At 42.6% G+C, this 20054-nt stretch carries 20 protein-coding genes; 7 read left to right on the top strand and 13 right to left on the bottom strand.

The window, feature by feature from the left end; translation table 11 throughout:
• Positions 1-39: 39 nt before the first annotated feature.
• The 4 genes from I8748_RS08575 to I8748_RS08560 all read right to left on the bottom strand — a co-directional run bounded on the left by I8748_RS08575 (position 40) and on the right by I8748_RS08560 (position 6181).
• Positions 40-3306 carry a type 2 lanthipeptide synthetase LanM family protein gene (locus I8748_RS08575; RefSeq protein ID WP_198124203.1) on the bottom strand — a complete coding sequence of 1089 codons (3267 nt, stop codon included), beginning with the start codon at positions 3304-3306 and terminating at the stop codon, positions 40-42.
• A gap of 543 nt (positions 3307-3849) precedes the next feature.
• Positions 3850-4566, bottom strand: coding sequence for an NHLP leader peptide family RiPP precursor (locus I8748_RS08570; RefSeq protein WP_198124202.1), 717 nt, complete (start codon positions 4564-4566; stop codon positions 3850-3852).
• A 59-nt stretch (positions 4567-4625) separates the two neighbouring features.
• Positions 4626-5093 (bottom strand): lasso peptide biosynthesis B2 protein, encoded by a 468-nt coding sequence (locus I8748_RS08565; RefSeq protein ID WP_198124201.1) that lies wholly within the window; start codon positions 5091-5093, stop codon positions 4626-4628.
• A gap of 926 nt (positions 5094-6019) precedes the next feature.
• On the bottom strand, positions 6020-6181 hold the full coding sequence (locus I8748_RS08560) for a hypothetical protein (RefSeq protein WP_198124200.1): 162 nt from the start codon (positions 6179-6181) through the stop codon (positions 6020-6022).
• A 329-nt stretch (positions 6182-6510) separates the two neighbouring features.
• Between I8748_RS08560 and serA the strand changes: the two genes are divergently transcribed.
• The 3 genes from serA (at position 6511) to I8748_RS08545 (ending at position 11061) form a co-directional block, all read left to right on the top strand.
• Complete coding sequence (gene serA / locus I8748_RS08555) at positions 6511-8091, top strand: phosphoglycerate dehydrogenase (RefSeq protein WP_198124199.1); 1581 nt, start codon at positions 6511-6513, stop codon at positions 8089-8091.
• Positions 8092-8341: 250 nt separating this feature from the next.
• Positions 8342-9265, top strand: a complete 924-nt coding sequence (prmA, locus tag I8748_RS08550) for a 50S ribosomal protein L11 methyltransferase (protein ID WP_198124198.1) — start codon at positions 8342-8344, stop codon at positions 9263-9265.
• Positions 9266-9651: 386 nt separating this feature from the next.
• Positions 9652-11061 carry an aromatic ring-hydroxylating dioxygenase subunit alpha gene (locus I8748_RS08545; RefSeq protein ID WP_198124197.1) on the top strand — a complete coding sequence of 470 codons (1410 nt, stop codon included), beginning with the start codon at positions 9652-9654 and terminating at the stop codon, positions 11059-11061.
• A 125-nt stretch (positions 11062-11186) separates the two neighbouring features.
• Here the strand turns inward: I8748_RS08545 and I8748_RS08540 are convergent, their stop codons facing one another.
• From I8748_RS08540 to I8748_RS36020, 6 genes are all read right to left on the bottom strand, one after another.
• On the bottom strand, positions 11187-12290 hold the full coding sequence (locus tag I8748_RS08540; protein ID WP_198124196.1) for an AI-2E family transporter: 1104 nt from the start codon (positions 12288-12290) through the stop codon (positions 11187-11189).
• Positions 12291-12363: 73 nt separating this feature from the next.
• Positions 12364-12609 (bottom strand): hypothetical protein, encoded by a 246-nt coding sequence (locus tag I8748_RS08535; RefSeq protein WP_318781204.1) that lies wholly within the window; start codon positions 12607-12609, stop codon positions 12364-12366.
• Positions 12610-12738 carry a hypothetical protein gene (locus I8748_RS36025; protein WP_318781203.1) on the bottom strand — a complete coding sequence of 43 codons (129 nt, stop codon included), beginning with the start codon at positions 12736-12738 and terminating at the stop codon, positions 12610-12612.
• Positions 12723-13040 (bottom strand): hypothetical protein, encoded by a 318-nt coding sequence (locus I8748_RS08530; protein ID WP_198124195.1) that lies wholly within the window; start codon positions 13038-13040, stop codon positions 12723-12725. Before I8748_RS08530 ends, I8748_RS36025 begins: the two co-directional genes overlap by 16 nt.
• A gap of 112 nt (positions 13041-13152) precedes the next feature.
• Positions 13153-13593 carry an NUDIX hydrolase gene (locus I8748_RS08525; RefSeq protein WP_198124194.1) on the bottom strand — a complete coding sequence of 147 codons (441 nt, stop codon included), beginning with the start codon at positions 13591-13593 and terminating at the stop codon, positions 13153-13155.
• Between the two features lie 30 nt (positions 13594-13623).
• A complete protein-coding gene (locus I8748_RS36020) occupies positions 13624-14343 on the bottom strand; it encodes a hypothetical protein (RefSeq protein ID WP_318781202.1) in 720 nt (239 codons plus the stop codon).
• Between the two features lie 90 nt (positions 14344-14433).
• Between I8748_RS36020 and folD the strand changes: the two genes are divergently transcribed.
• The 3 genes from folD (at position 14434) to I8748_RS08505 (ending at position 16920) form a co-directional block, all read left to right on the top strand.
• The gene (gene folD, locus I8748_RS08515) at positions 14434-15312 is read left to right on the top strand and encodes a bifunctional methylenetetrahydrofolate dehydrogenase/methenyltetrahydrofolate cyclohydrolase FolD (protein ID WP_198124193.1); all 879 of its coding nucleotides are present in this window, start codon (positions 14434-14436) and stop codon (positions 15310-15312) included.
• 196 nt (positions 15313-15508) lie between these two features.
• Positions 15509-16438 carry a geranylgeranyl diphosphate synthase CrtE gene (crtE, locus tag I8748_RS08510; protein ID WP_198124192.1) on the top strand — a complete coding sequence of 310 codons (930 nt, stop codon included), beginning with the start codon at positions 15509-15511 and terminating at the stop codon, positions 16436-16438.
• 17 nt (positions 16439-16455) lie between these two features.
• On the top strand, positions 16456-16920 hold the full coding sequence (locus I8748_RS08505) for a divergent PAP2 family protein (protein ID WP_198124191.1): 465 nt from the start codon (positions 16456-16458) through the stop codon (positions 16918-16920).
• A gap of 192 nt (positions 16921-17112) precedes the next feature.
• Here I8748_RS08505 and I8748_RS08500 read toward each other — a convergent pair whose 3' ends face one another.
• The 3 genes from I8748_RS08500 to I8748_RS08490 form a co-directional block, all read right to left on the bottom strand.
• Positions 17113-17766: a hypothetical protein gene (locus I8748_RS08500; RefSeq protein WP_198124190.1), complete on the bottom strand. Its 654-nt coding sequence runs from the start codon at positions 17764-17766 to the stop codon at positions 17113-17115.
• A gap of 177 nt (positions 17767-17943) precedes the next feature.
• A complete protein-coding gene (locus I8748_RS08495; protein ID WP_198124189.1) occupies positions 17944-18273 on the bottom strand; it encodes an MgPME-cyclase complex family protein in 330 nt (109 codons plus the stop codon).
• 63 nt (positions 18274-18336) lie between these two features.
• Positions 18337-19053: a SnoaL-like polyketide cyclase gene (locus I8748_RS08490; protein ID WP_198124188.1), complete on the bottom strand. Its 717-nt coding sequence runs from the start codon at positions 19051-19053 to the stop codon at positions 18337-18339.
• A gap of 212 nt (positions 19054-19265) precedes the next feature.
• On the opposite strand from I8748_RS08490, the gene I8748_RS08485 reads away from it, so the two are divergent.
• Positions 19266-19991 (top strand): pyridoxine 5'-phosphate synthase, encoded by a 726-nt coding sequence (locus tag I8748_RS08485; protein WP_198124187.1) that lies wholly within the window; start codon positions 19266-19268, stop codon positions 19989-19991.
• Positions 19992-20054: the final 63 nt, after the last annotated feature.

Below are 20054 nucleotides of genomic sequence, written 5' to 3'. Positions count from 1 at the left end.
TCTTAATGATAAGTCTTTAACCGGACACGATATCATAGATTACTCCCACAGCAGGACAGAGGGAAATTGGTCTGGGTAAGCTAATCTTAGTAGTTGGTAGCCAATTCCGGCAGTGCCTTGGAAGAAACCAGGATGGAAAGTAAGGGCAGAGCCATAAGCAAAACCACCCCTGTGTTTAGCACGAGTTACGACTTGAGTAGCTTGTTCCATTGCTGTTTGAATTAATTCAGGTAGATTCAGTTTACGACCTGCGGTAAATAAAAATTCGATTCGACCAAAATTGCCATTGCAGAGATTATCAACACCATCCAACTGATATTTTTGGGTTGTTTTTATTGCTACTTCAATGTCTCGACGAATTTCATTGGTATCGAGAATACTTAACCCAGCAACTCTAACCAAACCAATGCCCGCAGCACCATGAGACCAATCGCATTTAGGTGTCAAATCAGCTTTTATTGGTGAAGATCTCAAATCAGGCCAATTGCCTAATTCATCAATAAAGACACTACGTTCATAAGCAATAGCTTCCTGAGCAGCTTCTCGAAAGGCAGTTTCGTCAGTAACTTGATACAGGCTCAGTAAGGCGTAAGCAATTCCGGCTGCGCCATGAGAAACTCCAGTCAGTAATTCTCCCTCAATAGTTGCCCAAGTTCTACATCCTGAATCACTGGTAACTCTATTTTTTAGTAAATGATGACCACAATCCAGTGCTTGATAAAGAATCTCTTGATCAGTAGTGATATTATACAAGGCTAGCAATCCCAAAATTGCACCAGCAGCTCCTGAAATAATGTCAAATTTTTGGTCGGCAGCAATCATATCAGAAGTAATCAAAGATGCAATTTTTTTAGCATCTTCTAAGAACTCTGGCTCTGCCAAAAATTGACTAATACGAACTAGTACATATATTAGGGAGCAACAACCCACGGCTCCACTAATAGTAAATTGTTTAGCAAATTGGTCAAAAAAAGATGATTGTAAATCTTTATGAAATGATTGTAAAGCTCCTCGTGCCAGTTCACGAAATCCAGTGCCTGGTATGATTTTTTCTAGCGCCGCCAAAAATAAAGCAGTTCCAAAAATTCCATCAAATAAACTATAGTCTAGAGGCTGAAGTTGAAAGCGCCGTAACTCAGGTATGTATTGAGGAGCAATCCAAGTAGTACTACCATCAGCAGAGCGAATTGCTTGTTTCTGTAAGTCTGTTGCTATCGCTATAGCCTGCTGTAATATTTGGTCGTGAGTTAAAATATTAGTACTATCCAAAGGAATATCTAATTTCTCACCATGAAGAAAATGGTCAATTTCATGAGCGCTGTAAGCATACAATGCTCCCTTGATAAAGCCAATTTGTCGTTCTAAATCTTCGTTATTCAGTTGATTCACACGGTCAATAACCCAGCTAAAACTTGGCTCAATAAACAAATTATCAATTATTTGATTAGGAGTAATTTTTAAAGCATTACTGTCTGAGCAAGCTGCAAATAATGGGATGTCCATTTGTGCCAAAGCCTGCTGTTCTACTTTCAGCAGAGGCCAAAATAGAGGTTTATTTTTTGATAAAAGCATTGCTCTGCTCAAAATATCTAGCTGGATACTTTGCTCAGCACCATCTCGCAAACATCTCGGTTGTAGTGTGGTTTTTAATACTAAAGCGTAAATACTCGTAGGGCGAAATACAAAGCGTATAATTTGATGATTGAGCTTTTGTAACAGACTATTTGGCTGAGTAATTTCTAACTTATGTATAAGTAAAAAATTATACATTTGCGAGAAACCTTTAATAATTTCTGCCGAATAATCATTTAGTAATAGATAGATTTCATTTTGTGTATTTGAATTTATTAAATTGTGAGTATTTTGGTTTTCATAACTGAGTATCATTGCATCACTGTTAATGTGATGTAACGCTAAAACTGAGGAAAACTCCTCCTGTTGATTGAAGTCCCGTAATCCACCAACACTACGCACTTGACCTTCCAGTCCTTGCTCCCACTGGGGTAATAGACCGCTACGCAATACGGAATGCCACATTTGCTGATTTGCCACATGCAAAGCGCTATTAGCAAATTGCAAATCTTGTGCTGACTTCACCCAGGGATGCATTAGCGTTTCTAGATCAATCAAAACGGGGTGTTCATCACAGGCAATAATATTTTCATAATGTAAATCTGTCGCATCTAGAATGTAGGTTAAACATAAAAGCATACCTACTCGCTGATAGTAACGCTTGGCTGACTTTTGATTTTGACAAGGTACTGTTTCCACAAACTCAACCCAGCCATAGATTGAGCGATTCATTACTTTAATTAATTTGAATGGTAGTAAAATATTCTGCTGATTGATCCATTCAAGAATCTCAAAATAAGCCTGTTCTAATGCTAAATTTTTTGGTTTGTAAATTAGTTTCAAACCAGAGTCAAAGGTAATTGCCATGACCGAATTTCCATGAGAATGGCGATCAGAAAGATTTGGCTGTACAGCAATCACTTGTTGTAGTTCAGTATCAGGCTGAAAATATGTTTGAATTTCAGACCAGTCTGATGCTAAGCGTGAAATAAATTCCCTGTTATTATCAATCCACAAATCTGTTGCAGTTGCCATCAAGCGTGCTAACACAGGGTATTCCATAAAAATCTTTAGCAATCCACCTGTCAGCAAATTGTTAATAAAATCTTGGTAATAGTGTTTAGAAATTTGTGTAGTGGATTTACTCAACAAGCGAACTAAGGTAGACTGTTTGGTAGCACGAAAAATTGAAAACTCTAGTTCCATTGAATGCACACAAACAAGGGCTAGCCATTCCAAAAGCCCACGCTCTAGACAAGCGTGCGCTGCATTGGAAAGCAAACCGTAGTTAGCTCCTGTTTGGATACTCAATTTCTCTCTGGCTACATATATAAAGGGCAACAAAATTTCTTCAAAAGGAAGGGGCTTTTGCGAGTCTAAACAACGGTTTGTTTCTAAAGTCTTTTCTTTTGAAAAATCAAGCTTTATCAAAGCAGTAGCTTGCAGACATTGATTCAAAGTTTCTGCCCAGCCTGGAATCTCCTGTTGATCTTTGATGCCTATAGTTCCCAGTACACGACGAACTGTATTCACATCTAGACCGTCCCAGGCTAGACGCTGCTGAAATTTTTCCCAGTTTCCCTCAGCTGCTACTTGACACCACTTCTCTAGTCTGGAATTGACAACACTAGAGTTGTTTTGTTCTTCACTAACAAAGAAATCATCACTCAAACGTTCAGTGATTGTACTTGATCTAGCAATGATTTTCAGCAAATCCTGATGGGAAAATTTCACTTCAATAACCTTATAATATATAGATATGTATTGTAATTTTTTGGATTTTATAAACTGGATTTTGCTTTGACAAGCACTCTCATCAGTAGGCTTTTAATTTGTTCAAGTTTGTAGTTTCAACTTAATGAAATCCAAGCTCTAGCATTTTGATTTGATAAATCAAAATCATCTTCGTACATGGTGAAGTCTTGTTATTGACAATAGACCTCTTGCATAAATATTTTTTTACCTCACGCAAAGACGCTAAGGCGCTAAGAAGAACGCGAAAAAATGACTTTTGCAAGAAGTCTAATATGTATTGTTCCTGTTAAAGCAATTACAAACACTATATTTTTGCTGTATTCACAATAAATACAGTTGCTGATAAAAGATCAAACAACTCTGCTATGAATCAGTGTTAAAACCTGTATTAAGGGATCTGCCTTGAAATAAAATCCCATCTTCAAAAACGGCTGTTGTCAGACCATGGCATTGTTATGCCTCTTTGTTGGTATGTTATTTATCAGCAGATCCCTAAATTCTATTAAATAGAAATGCCACTATTTAAAAACGTATACAACAAGATAGTCCGCCACTCGTGCGATCAGAAGTAAAGCAGCGACCTGATGCTTGACACACACCTCCAGACCCTATCACTATCGGCATATTCAAATTTGACACTTCGCTTCCCAAGTTATAAACCTCAAAATTCTCTAAAATACTTGGGATAATAATGTAGAGGCTATTAGCTGTTTCCTCTTGGATTTGAATGCTCAGACTTGACGGAATCTCACTAGCTAATTCTTGTTGAATAACAATCTTAGGGTTTAATAGCAACTTGTTCTTAAACTCCTGATCCCTCCAAGCTTGAACCATTAACTTCACACTGTTTTCTTCACTGAGCAAAGCATTCCGCTGCTGTTCCAGTACCCAACGTGCAACATCCTCATAGGTCATTCCTAGAAAAACCTTCAGTTCCTCTTCGGAAATCCCCTCATAAGGATTGCAAGGCAACACCATATAAAGGGTATCTTCTGTTTCCTCCAGAACTTTAATTTCAAGCTCTTCTGGCAGCTTAGTCCCTATTTGCTTCTCGACTACTGCCTTTGGGTTAGTAATTAATTCCTGCCTAAATCCCTCATTTTTCAAAGCGCAAGTAATCAAATGAATTTCCAAATCTTTCCTCGTCTTCACAGCGAGTTTTGAATCCTGCTGTAATTTATAAGACCATAAAGGCAAATTAGGTGTTATCCCTTCGGGAGTCTTGTCTTGGTTATTCATATTGCCACCTCAATGGTTTATTGTTAAAATTCGTTTTTCTGTTCACAGCCTGCATTTATTCAAGTAAATAAATGCCAACTACTACTCTCATGGCTTTCTACTCTTTGAAGTGGTATAGGAATAAAGCGAGCCATATTCCCTGCACCACCAATCACAACTTCCCCCTGACTTTCTACCCAAGCATGGGCTGACATTTGTCCGCTCTTGCTTCTGGTAAAACCTATGCGTAGCTGAGTGGGGTAACCACGCCGAGCAAGCAATACTTGCACAGCCAAGGCCTGGGGAAGACATATGGCTCGTAAGTATGGGCTTGCTACTGTCACAGCCCAAGCAACTTTTTTGACAGAAGCTTCATCCATAGCTTGCAATTTAGCTTTTGGCTGTGCAATCTTTGCCAAAAGACGACGCAATTGCTGAAACGGTAGCAACTTCAGTCCTACCCTGATGACTGCAAGTATAAACACAGCCTTAACCAGAAGCAGGCGATCGCTTGCAGTCAGGCTGAAAAATTTACGCAACTGTTTCATTAATTTGTCAAAAGCTATCTATGAATTTCATCAGTCATAATTGACTAAATTCGCAGTAAATAGCTCGTAATAATTGGTTTTTTTGGTGTTTACTTGAGTTTACTGAGCATGATCATTTATTTACCACTATTCCTATGTCATATAATTATCTTTACGAAATCTTAAACTTGTAAACCCATGTAAAGGCTTATACACACCCAAAATTAACATAAATTAAAATTTTAAACTTTGGTCGGATATATTTAATTACCTGATTGAAAAACTAATACCTTGTTAAATTTAGTTAATTTTTTGCTAAAAACGCATTTAATTATTGCTAAAAACGCAATTTATTTTTTGCTAGAAATATATTGTGTGATCAACAATTGTGCTAGGAAATACATAACTTATTTTTATGATTGAAGCTGAAGACATCTCTGCACAACAAACTATTAAGTTCATAAAAGCTTCATATGTTGAGCGTATTGTGCTTTGCCCCTTCGGGTTCGGCAGTGACGCTCCTGCGTCGAAGATCGCTCTTGAGATCGCAATCGGCAGAAGCCGCCTTCGGGTGACACTCGCAAGCTCGCTAACGCTCTTGAGATCGCCAGTTCCCCATCTGGCAACAAGCCCTACGGGTTCAGCAGTCGCCCAGACGCTCGTTCGCCTTTGGCGTCTCCCTTTGGGAGAAGACTCGCGCAACGCTTGCGCTAACGACGGAAAGCGGAGCCACTCCGGTCTTGGGGTCTCACGCCACTCCCCTCAAGTCGGGAGACCCGCCCACGGGGGTGGCTCCCCAAGTGGAGGATGTGGCGTCCAAGACGGGCGCTGCTTCACCAAGACGGGGACTGGACTCACCAATACTGCGACTGCCTCACCAAGTGGAGTATGTGGCGTTGCTGAGTATAAACCCGGTTATTTCAAGGCTTTGAGCAATCAGCACTGTCCTAACTTAGGTGACTACAGCTATACTTCGCTGTTGCCTGAATTATAGCCATTTGCTCGGTAAGCAGAGCGATCGCTTTCCATTCACCGAAAGCGCAAGTGGCGTAAAGAGCCATAGTCGCCTCGTCACTTAAAGCATAAGGCATTAATAAATTCTTTCCCATTGCCCATGCCCCATTGCCCATACCCCATGCCCCATGCCCCATTCATCCGTAGATTTGGTAACTTTTAACTATTAATAAATATATTGATTTTTGGTACTAGTTATGGTTTATATTTAGCCTCAGGGTGGCACACACAGCCACTCATGTTTCAATACCAGGAGACAGCGCGATCGCATCCCCTCAACTGTTACTCTGATACTATATATTACAGGACGTGAGTGAAAGTTAAATTGATATAAAAACGCATAATTTTTGCTGAATTGCCACGGATAAAGACTAAACTAAAAAGTCTTGTGCAGCAAAACCTCTAACTTTAAAATGAATTAATCATGTCCAAGGTTCTTGTCTCCGATACCATTGACCAGGCTGGAATTGACATTCTCTCCCAAGTTGCGACTGTAGATGTCAAAACAGGTCTAAAACCAGCGGAATTAATAGAAATTATTGGCGAATACGACGCCTTAATGATTCGCTCTGGCACCCGCGTTACTCAAGAAATTATTGAAGCTGGTACACAGTTGAAAATCATTGGTCGTGCAGGTGTAGGTGTGGATAATGTGGATGTTCCCGCAGCCACACGTAAAGGAATTGTAGTAGTCAATTCTCCAGAAGGTAACACCATCGCCGCCGCCGAACACGCCCTCGCCATGATGTTGGCTTTGTCTCGTCACATCCCCGATGCTAACGCTTCAGTTAAACGCGGCGCTTGGGATCGCAATAGCTTTATTGGTGCAGAAGTTTACAAAAAAACCCTTGGCGTTGTTGGCTTGGGTAAAATTGGTTCCCATGTAGCCACCGTGGCCAAAGCAATGGGGATGAAACTCTTAGCTTACGACCCCTTTATCTCTACAGAACGAGCCGAACAAATTGGTTGTCAATTGGTGGATTTAGATTTGCTTTTCCAACAAGCAGACTACATCACACTCCACATTCCCAAAACACCGGAAACCACCCACTTAATCAACGCCGTCACCTTGGCAAAGATGAAACCCACCGCCCGGATTATTAACTGCGCTCGTGGTGGCATCATCGAAGAAACAGCTTTAGCAGCAGCCATCAAAGCCGGTAAAATTGCAGGTGCGGCCTTGGATGTGTTCGAGAGCGAACCACTGGGTGAATCAGAATTGCGATCGCTAGGTAAAGAAATCATCCTCACCCCCCACTTAGGCGCATCCACCACCGAAGCCCAGGTGAACGTAGCCATAGACGTAGCTGAACAAATTCGCGATGTACTTCTCGGATTACCCGCCCGTTCAGCAGTGAATATACCAGGACTCGGCCCCGATGTCCTCGAAGAACTCAAACCCTACATGCAGCTAGCTGAAACCTTAGGCAACTTGGTAGGACAGCTAGCCGGCGGACGAGTCGAATTACTCAACGTCCGACTGCAAGGTGAATTGGCAACCAACAAAAGTCAGCCTTTAGTAGTTGCATCCCTCAAAGGACTACTTTACCAAGCCCTACGGGAACGGGTAAATTATGTCAACGCCAGCATCGAAGCCAAAGAAAGAGGAATTCGCGTCATTGAAACCCGCGATGCTTCAGCTCGTGACTACGCCGGCTCACTGCATCTAGAAGCCACAGGTACTTTAGGTACTCATTCCGTCACAGGCGCTTTGTTAGGCGACAAAGAAATCCACCTCACCGACGTTGACGGTTTCCCAATTAACGTACCACCAAGCAAATACATGTTGTTTACCCTGCACCGTGACATGCCAGGAATTATTGGCAAACTCGGTTCCCTACTGGGCAGCTTTAATGTCAATATTGCCAGTATGCAGGTAGGCCGCAAAATCGTGCGTGGTGATGCGGTCATGGCTTTGAGTATCGACGACCCCTTACCCGATGGGATTTTGTCTGAAATTACCAAAGTCCCTGGAATTCGAGACGCGTTTACAGTCACACTATAAAAGTGCTGAGTGCTGAGTGCTGGGTGCTGAGTGCTGAGTGCTGAGTAGAGACGATTCGGCGAATCGTCTCTACTGCTGAGTGCTGAGTGAAGAAAAAAGTTAAGAGTCAACAGTAAGGAGTTACAAGTAAAGAGGATAACTCTTAACTCTCAACTCCCAACTCCCAACTCCTAACTCCTAACTCTCTCAAACTCATAACTCCTAACTCTCTCAAACTCATAACTCAGCACTCAGCACTCAGCACTTAGAAATGGCAAACACCTGGTGGGAACTAGAAATTTTATGTGAGCCGGCGCTGGAAGATTCCGTCTTTTGGCGACTGGAAAATTTTGGTAGTCGTGGTACAGCTAGTGAAAGCAAAGGTAATTCCTGTATAGTGAAGGCTTACCTAGCGAGATATCAAGCACAGCTACTAGATTTGGCAGCGCTGTCGCTGTGGCTGCGTCAAGATGCTTTGTGTGTAGGATTATCTGTTCCTACCCTGCACTGGCGCTTAATTGATGAGGAAGATTGGGCGAGTAGCTGGAAACAATATTGGCAACCGCAGGAAATAGGCGATCGCTTCCTCATCAACCCCGCGTGGCTACCATTACCAGAATCATCAGAAAGATTGGTGATTCGTTTAGACCCAGGAGTAGCATTTGGCACGGGAACTCATGCCACAACTCAGCTGTGTTTAGAATCACTCGAAATGCGGATGACCGATTTACCTGAAGCTTTCGCTGGAAAGACTAGCAAACGTGAACCTGTGGTAATTGCGGATATTGGTTGCGGTTCTGGTATTCTTTCTATGGGAGCAGTATTGTTGGGAGCCGAGAAAGTCTACGCAGTGGATACTGACCCCTTAGCAGTACAATCCACTTTTAGTAATCGCGCCTTGAACGACATTAGTCCAGAACGGTTGATACCAGCCGAAGGTAGTGTAGACATAGTGACGAGACTAATTGGTGGACAACCAGTTGATGGCATAGTCTGCAATATTTTGGCTAATGTAATTATCGAATTAATTCCAGAAATCACTGCGATCGCCAAACCAAGTACATGGGCTATTTTCAGCGGCATATTACTAGAACAATCCAAAGCAGTTGCTGATGCCTTAGAAGAACATGGTTGGGTTGTTGCCACCCTCTGGAAAAGAAAAGAATGGTGTTGCTTGAATGTCAGACGTTCTTAGGGGATGTTTGAAAAGTATTATGCGAAACATCAAAGTCATCCAAGACCTAACCCCCTGACCCCCTTTCCGACACGCAAAGGGGGAATTCAAAGCCTCTGACGCCACATGCGCGGCTGTCGGCAAAGCGCGATAGCGCAGTGGCTCCTCCGTTTCGGGGAGAGGTTTGGAGAGGGGTTTCTAGTATACTTAAGACTTTCCAAACATCCTCTTAGGGGAGATGGGGGAGATGAGGGAGAAATAACTCCTGACAACTGACAACTGACAACTAACATATATCCAAAACTTTTTCCCTAATTCCCTCTAAGGATTCATGAACAATTCTATGAGTTTATCTAAAAGATTCTTAAATAAGATTCTGTTTCACAGATAAATTCATAGTTCTTCTTATGGCAACTCAATTTTCATGGACTCAGCAATGGTATCCCATTAGTCCGTTAAGCTACTTGGACACATCTTGTCCTACTCCTGTCACGCTTCTTGGCAAAAAACTAGTGATTTGGAGAGACAAAAATCACAAGTGGATAGTCATGGATGATGTTTGTCCTCACAAGCTGGTACAACTATCCATGGGAAGCATCAATGAAGATGGAAACTTGATGTGTAGACATCATGGATGGTGTTTTAACAGTGAAGGTAAATGCACTAAAATACCGATGTTGGCAGGTAGCCAGGTAGAAGCAACTGCTTGTGATAGTTTCAGGTCTAAAATTACTACATATCCCACACAAGTTACCCAGGAATTACTTTGGGTATGGCCAGATAATAGTGCAACCGCCTTCGAGGATTGTAACTTAAAACACCCGGCTATTTTATCTGATTTATCTGAATCTGAATTTGATATATCTTCCATCCCGTGGAGCATGATAGAAGTTCCCGCAGGTTACACAGTATCTGTTGAAAGTACTTTTGATCCTGCTCATGCCGAATTTCTTCATGAAGGAATAGAGACTTTTTCTCCTAAAATGGCCGTGCCCATGCAAAATTTTATAGCAGTTGGAGAAATATCTGCTGAAGGAGGTTTTACCCTCAAACATCAAGGCTACAATCTCTTAAACAAAGATATGGATGCTATACGCAGGTTTATTCCACCCTGCTGTAACAGTACAATATACCGTTATCCCAACGGAGAAATAACTTTATTACAAGCGTATTTTATTCCTACACAACCGGGTTACTGTCGCTACATTGTTAAATATATTGCACAACATAATTCTGGTAAAAAGAACTTTTTGCTGTCAATACTGCCAAAAGATTTGCAAATTGCGTTACAGCATTTATCTACATACAAGCTCAACGATCAAGATTTATCGGCTATGCACTCTCAAGAAGTGAATCAGTCATCAATAGATAAAAAATGGCAAAATGCATACTTTTTGCCTGCACCCTCTGATGTGGGCATTATAACTTTTAGGAAGTGGCTAGATGAATTTGCAGGAGGTCATCCTGCATGGCAAATGGGTGTGGAAAAAAGTCTCACAAAATTGAAAGATGAACAACTCTACGACAGATGGCACAGGCATACTAAGCACTGTCCTAGTTGTCGTAAATCGATGATTTTGCTAGATAAAGCACGGTTTTTTGGTAATATCAACACCTTAATATTTGCACTTTTAACATTGGTTTTTATCTTGATAGGTATCCCCTTAAAACTAGTGCTGTTATCAACAGTAATTGCTGTTTTGAGTTTATTGTTTTCGTATATATCAGATGATATGAGGCAACTTTTTGTCAGCAGTATTCCCAAAAGAAGTTTACCTCTAGTCAAACTCTACCAAAGCAATGAAAAGCTGACTTGAAAATACTTTGTGCCTTTGTGGTTCAAAATTTTTTACCACAAAGGCACGAAGACACAAAGGGTTTTTATTAGCCCTTTCCCCTTTACCCCTTACCCTTTTCCCCACTTCTGCAAGAAGTCTAATGACTAGTTATGAGTTCCTGCGGTATCACTTGTGACCTTTGCAGGTTCTGACTCAATATCAGGTAGCTGATAAAAAGCCCCAGCACGCCAACTATCTGCAATATCCTTGATAAAGCTGGCTGTGGGAATGGCAATTAGCAAACCCAGCACTCCTCCTAATTTCGCTCCCACCAACAAGGAGATTACTACCCACACCGGATTTAAGCCAGTTAAATCTCCAAGAATACGGGGCGCGACAAAATTAGAATTTACCTGATCAATTGCGACAGCTACAACTAAAACTTCTACTCCCAGCCAAAAGTTTTGCAACGCCACTAACAGACTAACTATAGCGATACCTATACCCGTGCCAAAGGGGAAGAGAGAGAACAAACCAATGCCAATGCCAAAAAGTAAAGGTAGGGGAACTCGCAGCGCCACAAACACCAGTGTAATTGTTACTCCCAGTACAGCACCCAGTGTTGCCTGACCGATAAAGTAATTCTGAAAATCTTTCCTCAACAGTTGTCGCACTTTTGACGAAATATGTGAGGGTAACCACTGGTAAACTCCATCCCACAGGCGATCGCCATTTAATATCATATAAATAGTTAGCACCACCGCCAGCAACACGTTGACAACAACATTAATAGTATCCACAGCAAAGCTCAGAATCTGACCAGTGAACGTCTGTAGCTGGCTAGATAATCGGTCGAGAAGTTGGGTAAATAAGCCGCTGAAATTAATGGGAATTTGCTGTTGATTTAAAGCCCATTCTTGGAAATTTTGCAATTGTTGAGTGCCAGAATCAATCCAACTGGGCAAAATGTTAGCCAGTTCATTGAGTTGTTGTAGGATTAGGGGAACCAAAGTGATGCCTAGACCCACTAAAATCACCACAGTCAACAGTAAAACTCCCCCAATTGCCACGTAGCGTTTTACCCCCTTTGCCTGTAAAAACTGAATTGGGTAGTTTAAAACAAAAGCTAGCAGGGTGGCGGCGGCAAAAACACTCACCAGGGGTTGAAAATACTGTACAACCTGGAGCAATAGCCAACCGTTGAGAATGGCAATAGGAAATGCCAATCCGATAGTTAACCATCGCGGCAGTTTGTTTGCTGATTGCATTAGTGGTGACTCCACACGATATCTAACTTTATTTTGCCTCTTGGGAATGGGGAATTGGGCATTGCTGTAACTATTATTCCAACGTCATCACGTTGGATGGCATATCCACCACCAACCGTCGATTTTTTAACCACTGACGACCAAGTAAAACTTCTGACAGTCCTTGCCCTACATGGACAGAAATATCAAAATCTTCTTTGTCAATTCGTACTTTTCCTAAATAAATGTCAAATTCTGCATCTCCTTGGGCTGTTTGCATTGTTTGTTGTTCAAGATAAATCCAATCAAGAGCTTCTAAATCTTGATTATTAATTGCCAACTACCAAGAAAATCCTGTATCCAAAAGTGCATCTACCGATATTTCTAGTCCATCAGCAGCTATTAATTCTATCTCAAAAAATAATTCATCCTCATCACCAAACTTGCCAAAAATCATATCTTGCCGCATACCCCAGTTTCATTAATTTGGAAGACGTGCAGTCTAGCATTGGGGTATTTTTCATGTGCTTGATGTGCAACTACTAATGCATCCTCATTAATAAAATATTCTCCACTTTCTGGTTCAACTGCCATGTACCAGTTGTAGTGAGTTTTAATTAATTGCGGTTGTACCTGAGTAAAAATTGCTTGACAGCGTTTTTTAAATGCTTCACGTTCAGCTTTCCATTGGGCTTTTTGTTCTTCTGTCCACTGAATTTCAGGGAAGATTCTTCCCCGGCGTATTGTACTAGTAGATTTGGCTTCAGTCATAGTTGATTTTCAAATGTATGGCAATATCTATATTTTCCAGCATTTTCCAGACGATTCCTAAATGGGCAACTGGGAAATGCTGTCACCTGTGTTCCAAAAAGGATTCTCTTGGTTAAATGTTGTGTGGATTTTTCTCGATAAAATCCAGCATAATTCGCTGATGCATCCCTCCTAAAGGTCTCACTTCACCAGCTTTGTGCGAATAACAGTTACCTTGGCGAATATCCGCCGCTGTCAATAATCCCATATCCCAGCCTTCAGTCAAAACCAGTTGATTTAATTCCACCAACAGCGGTGCATGAAAAACATGTCTGATAACTTTTTCATCTGGATAACAGCCGAATTCATCAAAAGGTGGTAACTCATAGCCGATTTCCTCTAAAACTTCTCGCTTGACTGCTACCTCTGGCGTTTCACCGGGTTCGATATGCCCGCCAAACAGCCCCCAACAACCAGCAGCGGCAATATTCGGGATATTGTCCCGCAGTTGCATGAGAAACTTGTCTTGTTGGTAAAGAATAGCGATCGCTACATGCACTTGTTGATTGTTCATAAATTTTGACAAAATTTAAAGTAAAAAATATTACTCTTCTTCTATATAAACTTCCCCGAATTCTTGATTTGCTAAAGGTATACTTTGGTAGCAAACTTTACCCTTAATTACTACTTTCGCTCCTTGTTTGAGATTGCTTTGATTAGTGACAACCCAAATAGTGCCAGTTGTATCATTAATTTGATACGCCCACCGCTTGATTAAGGGCACTCGCTTTTCCACCTTCCCTTGAATGTAAACTGTAGTTTGTTTGTTTTGTTGTGGTTTAATTTCCCGAATCGGTGTCACATTACTACCAAAGTTGAAGTTGCTGGCTTGAAAGCCAAGCATGTTTAAGGAACCACAACTACAAAGTCCCGCTATCAGAAACAAGGTAAATCCTAAGCGGTAGGGAATAATGCTGTACCCGTCCCAGAACAAAAGGTAAAAATTTTTCGCTTGTTGCATGAAGGCTATGAGTTGACCAAATTTTGACATCAATGCTTGTTTTGTCGCCAGTTTAAAGCTAACAAAAGGGACTGGGGACTGGGTAATGGGTAATGGGTAATGGGTAATGGGTGATGGGTGGTGGGTGGTGGGTGAGACGTGATGATTAATATAGCAATCCAATTCCCAATTCCCAATTCCCAATTCCCAATCCCCAATTCCCAATCCCCAATCCCCAATACCCAATTCCCCATTCCCCATGAGAAGATAAACATTGTGGTCTTGTGGTTGGAGAGACGCTACGGCATAAAACGGCAATACCATAATAATCAACACTCAAGAGTTATTTGTAAATGTTGACTGCGCTACAAATAACTGAAATGTGGAGTCAAGGCGAATCTTCTGTTAATTCTCATGGAAACAAAAACTGCCAAAATTCTTGATGGTAAAGCTTTAGCCGCAAAAATTCATCAAGAACTCTCTAGTCGCATTAGAGAATCACAAGCTAAAATTGGACGCCCCCCTGGTTTAGCGGTGCTGATGGTTGGCGATAATCCAGCATCAGCTGCATATGTACGCAATAAAGAGCGAGCTTGCGCTAAAGTGGGCATTGCTTCTTTTGGTAAACACTTTCAGGCAGAAACCACCCAAAAGGAACTAGAGGAAGTAATAGCGGCACTCAACCAAGATGAACAGGTGGATGGTATTCTCGTGCAGCTACCTTTACCTGACCACTTGGATGCTGTCACTCTGCTGCATCAGATAGACCCGGATAAAGACGCCGACGGACTACACCCTGTGAACTTGGGGCGACTGGTGCGAGGCGAAGCAGGTTTACGCAGTTGTACACCAGCTGGTGTGATGCGGCTATTGCAGGAATATGAAATACCCTTAAAGGGAAAACAAGCTGTGGTAGTGGGACGTAGTATTTTGGTGGGTAAGCCCATGGCCTTGATGCTGCTAGAAGCAGATGCTACTGTTACCATTGCTCACTCGCGATCGCAAGACCTCAGCGCTATCACCAAAAACGCCGATATTCTCATTGCTGCTGCTGGTCGTCCAGGATTAATCACTGCTGACATGGTGAAACCTGGCGCTGTTGTGGTAGATGTGGGGATGAATCGCATTACTGATGCTAGTGGCAATAGTCGCTTAGTTGGCGATGTGGATTTAGAATCAACTGCTGGGGTGGCAGAATTTATCACCCCTGTTCCTGGTGGTGTTGGCCCTATGACTGTCGCTTTGCTGTTGGAAAACACAGTTACTAGCTATTTCAGGAAGGTAGGGAGTTAATAGTGCTGAGTGCTGAGTTAATAGTTAGGAGTTAGGAGTTAGGAGTTAAGAGTTAGGTAGGAGTTATAAATTTTTAAGTTTTAATTTTTAATTTTGAACTCCTCATCTCAGGCTTAAGTTTTTCAGCTCCACAGCACCTTAAAATTGTGACGTATACCACAAACAGCCAAAAGCCCAAAAATAAAGGAATTGAAGAATGGTAGCAGCCGATAACCTTCAGAAAATGCCGGAGGAAGCCACTTTTAACCTATTGGCCTATCTCAAAGAGCGGCAAAAGATTTGTGAAGCAGCTCTGGATCAGGCTATACCCGTCATTTATCCAGAAAAGATTTACGAATCGATGCGCTACTCGCTTTTAGCTGGAGGTAAGCGCTTGCGCCCCATTCTCTGCCTTGCTACTTGTGAAATGATGGGTGGCACAATCGACATGGCAATGCCAGCAGCTTGTGCAGTGGAAATGATCCACACAATGTCGCTGATTCACGACGACCTGCCAGCAATGGATAATGATGATTACCGTCGTGGTAAGCTGACCAATCACAAGGTCTACAATGAAGCGATCGCTATTTTAGCTGGTGATGGTCTGTTGGCTTTAGCTTTTGAATTTGTTGCTACTCAAACCCCCCAAAGCGTTGCCAGAGATCGAGTTTTGCAGGTAATAGCCCGACTTGGACGGGCACTAGGAGCTGCTGGTTTGGTCGGTGGTCAAGTGGTTGATCTCGACTCGGAAGGTAAGTCAGATATTTCTCTAGAAACCCTCAATTTTATTCATAATCATAAAACAGCTGCCCTGTTAGAAGCCTCTGTTGTTTGTGGCGGAATTGTGGCTGGAGCCTCATCTGAAGATGTGCAACGACTGACTCGCTATTCTCAGAATATCGGACTGGCATTTCAGATTGTAGATGATATCCTGGATATCACTGCAACAACAGAACAGTTGGGTAAAAGTGCTGGTAAGGATATAGCAGCCAAGAAAGTCACTTATCCCAGCCTGTGGGGCATTGAGGAATCCCGTGCCAAAGCCCAGCAGCTAATTGAGGCAGCTTGTGCAGAATTAGAACCATTTGGGGAACTAGCACAGCCACTTCAAGCGATCGCTCACTATATCACCAGTCGCAATCACTAAGTCAATACCAAAACACCATGCAGGACATAGGCGACATTTTAGACAACCGGGTGCTGCTGGTTGCTCTGGTAGCTTGTTTAATTGCTCAAGCACTCAAGCTTGTAATCGAACTCATCAAACATCGCAAACTGAATGTGCGTGTTTTAGTCACAACCGGAGGGATGCCCAGTGCCCATTCAGCTTTAGTTACGGCTTTAGCCGCTGGTGTTGGGCAAACACTTGGTTGGGCATCCCCTGATTTTGCTTTGGCTACAGTTTTTGCCATCATCGTCATGTACGATGCCGCAGGAGTTCGCCAAGCTGCTGGCAAACAAGCTCGTATCCTCAATCAAATGATTGATGAATTATTTCATGAAAAACCAGACTTCAGCCAAGACCGCCTCAAGGAATTGCTAGGACATACGCCAGTACAAGTAATAGCTGGGTCAGCTTTGGGTATCACCATCTATTGGTTAGCCAGGTCTGCTTATGCTTACTCGTAAACAGTCCAAAGTCAATTGTCAGACAACTGACAATACCCTTACGGGTGACCCTTGCAAGCTCGCCCTTCACTCTTGAGATCGGCAGTTACTCCAGTTGGGGAACCACTGAGCTATGGCGCTGTGGCTCCCCAATTAGAGCAAGTTGTGTCCAAGACAGAGGCTACCTTACCGCACAGCCTCACAACTGACCAACTACTGCAACCGCACAACCGACCGCAGTAGTACCACTTTGCGACTATCTACGAGGACAGCAAAAAAACCGCGATTGTTGAGCTTTTCTAATGTGTTGTATGCTTCTTGTTGGTTAGTGGTATGAACTGCTAACAAGTAGGGGCGTTGTCCATAAGAAGCAAAACCCACGTTACCCCCCACAGTTTGTTGTACGCTATTTGCTAGTTCTGGGCGGTTGAAATAATCCACCAATACGGCATAACCTTCTCCTAGTGCTTGGGGATTATAGCTAACTGTTTGAGGTGGCGGGGAAGATTGTGCTGTATCGGCAGGTCGTGTAGTAATGATGGCAGACAAACCGGCAATATTATTGATATATCTCGCCCAACGATTAGCATCGTCAATTTTTTTAAATCCCCCTATGCGTGTCACTGTTTCAGTGAGATATTTGCAGGTTGTGGTTTGCAGTTCATTGGGTAAAGCACTACGCAGTTGCTTCTGATTCTCCGCTGTAGGGCTGACTACTAGTAAAAGATACTCTCCAGCAGTCGGTGGTTGACAAACGGGAAGAGTAGTTTGTGCAACCGCAGAAGTCATACTACCCATCAATCCCGCGATCGCTACTCCTAAAGCACTGAATAAAGTCTCAAATTTCTGCACAGAATTGGGATGCATAAACTGGATTTTTTTAAAGATTTTATTTAGCTATTAGTCAATGGTCAATAGTCAGTTGTCAGTTGTTAATTGCTATTGACTATCGACCCTCCGGATTCGTCAGTTGCTCATGGGGAGCCACTGCGTTGGACGGGTTTCCCCAAGATCGCACTGACTCACCATTAACTATTGACTATATCAGGACACAGTGGTGAGAGATGCTAAAGGATTGGGAATTGTTTGAGAAGGAGCTTTAAATTCTCCTGTAATTACATATTCTAATCGCAATTTGAGCCAGGTAATAAATTGAGGATTAGTGGAAATAATCGCAGCTGCCGGTTTGGGACACTTCGCCTTTATTTCTGCCAATTCTGGTGCTTCCAAAAAGGCTGGTTTTTGCACTAACCAAAAATCAATTTCTTTTTCTTGTTCGTGATAGTGACGAGTGCGTTCCTTTAGCACTTCATGTATTGGTTCTTCATCTACTAGAAATTGTTTACTTGCCAAAACGTAATAATATGTTTGCATTTTCGTCCTTTGCTTACTAATGAATAATTGCAGGGTACAGTTTTCCTCCTGTACCCTTAGCATCTAACTCTTGTGGAATTTTTTGAACCAAGAACTGAAGGGACAAGCACTTCCCTGGCTTTCACTATTTGTCTGTTTGCCACCAGCTGTTAGCTTCTCTAAGAACAGCGTGTTATCAAAATAGTGTTCCAAAGAAATAATCTTCAAGTCATCGGTGACACGGGCAATGCTCATGCCGATAATTTCCACTGTCTCTTTTGTAGGTGCATAATCTTTGTATGCACCGTCAAAATGTCCCCAGTGTCGCCACTTAAATGTGACGTTTGGTGGCCCTGAGAACACTTCCAATACCTCCCAAGGAAATCCTTGAGGAAAGGTTGTGTGGAAGAGTTGTGCTGATGATTCAAAGCTTTCAACTGAAGCTTTGTAATGTTGGGAATCAGCCATAAATAAATTGTAAGTACCTTGTGCTGCCAAATCTGCTGCTGTGTACTCAGATCCGCCATTGGTACTCACACGAAACTTGTCATTCACAATGGACAACCACTGTTGAGAATTTGTCTTAAATGATACCTCCATCTCGAAGGTTCTCACCAAGTTTTGCACGATCGCTTCTAATGTACCCTCAAGGTGATTGCGTGTACTTTCCCTTGCAAGATTTTTTTTAGAGCGAGAATAATCTGGAGGTGTTTGATATCGCCACTGGACACCAGTACCTTCGGCAATCACCTGATCCCTATCTTGTACCCAAAGTGGAAGGTTGTTAGACCGCGTTGTCAATCAGTTTCGCTCAGAATTTCCTGGATGAGTCAGATGAGGGAGATGAGGGGGATGGGGAGATGGGGGGATAAGGAGCAATTCCCCATTACCCATTACCCATTCCTAATTCCCAATTACCCATTACCCATTACCCATTACCCATTACCCATTACCCATTCCCAATATTTCCGGTAAAATCAAGTTCTGAGGACAGTGGATAGGGAGAAATAGGGGTGCCTACACTCGGCGTAAATATCGATCATATTGCCACCATTCGGCAAGCACGGCGAACTGTGGAACCTGACCCAGTAGCAGCAGCGGTGCTGGCAGAATTAGGCGGTGCAGATGGCATTACCGTACATTTGCGGGAAGATAGGCGGCATATTCAAGATAGAGATGTACGTTTGTTGCGGCAAACAGTGAGAACGCACCTGAATTTAGAAATGGCCGCTACAGATGAAATGCTAGCGATCGCCCTCGACATTAAACCAGATTATGTCACTTTGGTACCGGAAAAGCGGGAAGAAGTCACCACAGAAGGCGGGTTAGATATCGTCGGTCAAATTGTTAGAATAGGCGAGATAGTCGATAAATTGCAGGGTGCTGGCATTCCAGTCAGTTTATTTATCGATGCTGAACCAGCACAAATTGAAGCATCTGTCAAGGTGCAGGCGCGGTTTATTGAACTGCACACAGGACAATATGCTGAGGCTGGGGATGAAACAAAGCGCCAGCAAGAATTAGCTGTGTTAGCTAAAGGGTGCGAACAAGCAATTAAATCTGGGTTGCGAGTCAACGCTGGTCATGGGCTGACTTACTGGAACGTCTATCCAGTGGCTGCACTTCCAGGAATGGAAGAACTGAATATTGGTCATACCATTATCAGTCGGGCAGCATTAGTAGGGATAGAACGAGCAGTCCGCGAAATGAAACAAGCGATACGCAAAAATGGGGAATAGGGACTGGGAATTGGGAATTGGGAATTGGGAATTGGGAATTGGGAATTGGGAATTGGGAATCGG

The sequence above is a fragment of the Amazonocrinis nigriterrae CENA67 genome (assembly GCF_016056305.1).
In the GTDB taxonomy this organism is placed as follows: Bacteria; Cyanobacteriota; Cyanobacteriia; order Cyanobacteriales; family Nostocaceae; genus Amazonocrinis; species Amazonocrinis nigriterrae.
This window is presented reverse-complemented; position numbering and strand designations above follow the sequence as displayed.

Bases quoted from the DNA above. Each gene is read 5' to 3' on its own strand.
- I8748_RS08570 (WP_198124202.1), bottom strand. From the start codon at position 4,566: ATGAATAACCAAGACAAGACTCCCGAAGGGATAACACCTAATTTGCCT.
- I8748_RS08565 (WP_198124201.1), bottom strand. From the start codon at position 5,093: ATGAAACAGTTGCGTAAATTTTTCAGCCTGACTGCAAGCGATCGCCTG.
- I8748_RS08560 (WP_198124200.1), bottom strand. From the start codon at position 6,181: ATGGGAAAGAATTTATTAATGCCTTATGCTTTAAGTGACGAGGCGACT.
- serA (WP_198124199.1), top strand. From the start codon at position 6,511: ATGTCCAAGGTTCTTGTCTCCGATACCATTGACCAGGCTGGAATTGAC.
- prmA (WP_198124198.1), top strand. From the start codon at position 8,342: ATGGCAAACACCTGGTGGGAACTAGAAATTTTATGTGAGCCGGCGCTG.
- I8748_RS08545 (WP_198124197.1), top strand. From the start codon at position 9,652: ATGGCAACTCAATTTTCATGGACTCAGCAATGGTATCCCATTAGTCCG.
- I8748_RS08540 (WP_198124196.1), bottom strand. From the start codon at position 12,290: ATGCAATCAGCAAACAAACTGCCGCGATGGTTAACTATCGGATTGGCA.
- I8748_RS36025 (WP_318781203.1), bottom strand. From the start codon at position 12,738: ATGCGGCAAGATATGATTTTTGGCAAGTTTGGTGATGAGGATGAATTA.
- I8748_RS08530 (WP_198124195.1), bottom strand. From the start codon at position 13,040: ATGACTGAAGCCAAATCTACTAGTACAATACGCCGGGGAAGAATCTTC.
- I8748_RS08525 (WP_198124194.1), bottom strand. From the start codon at position 13,593: ATGAACAATCAACAAGTGCATGTAGCGATCGCTATTCTTTACCAACAA.
- I8748_RS36020 (WP_318781202.1), bottom strand. From the start codon at position 14,343: ATGGTATTGCCGTTTTATGCCGTAGCGTCTCTCCAACCACAAGACCAC.
- folD (WP_198124193.1), top strand. From the start codon at position 14,434: ATGGAAACAAAAACTGCCAAAATTCTTGATGGTAAAGCTTTAGCCGCA.
- crtE (WP_198124192.1), top strand. From the start codon at position 15,509: ATGGTAGCAGCCGATAACCTTCAGAAAATGCCGGAGGAAGCCACTTTT.
- I8748_RS08505 (WP_198124191.1), top strand. From the start codon at position 16,456: ATGCAGGACATAGGCGACATTTTAGACAACCGGGTGCTGCTGGTTGCT.
- I8748_RS08500 (WP_198124190.1), bottom strand. From the start codon at position 17,766: ATGCATCCCAATTCTGTGCAGAAATTTGAGACTTTATTCAGTGCTTTA.
- I8748_RS08495 (WP_198124189.1), bottom strand. From the start codon at position 18,273: ATGCAAACATATTATTACGTTTTGGCAAGTAAACAATTTCTAGTAGAT.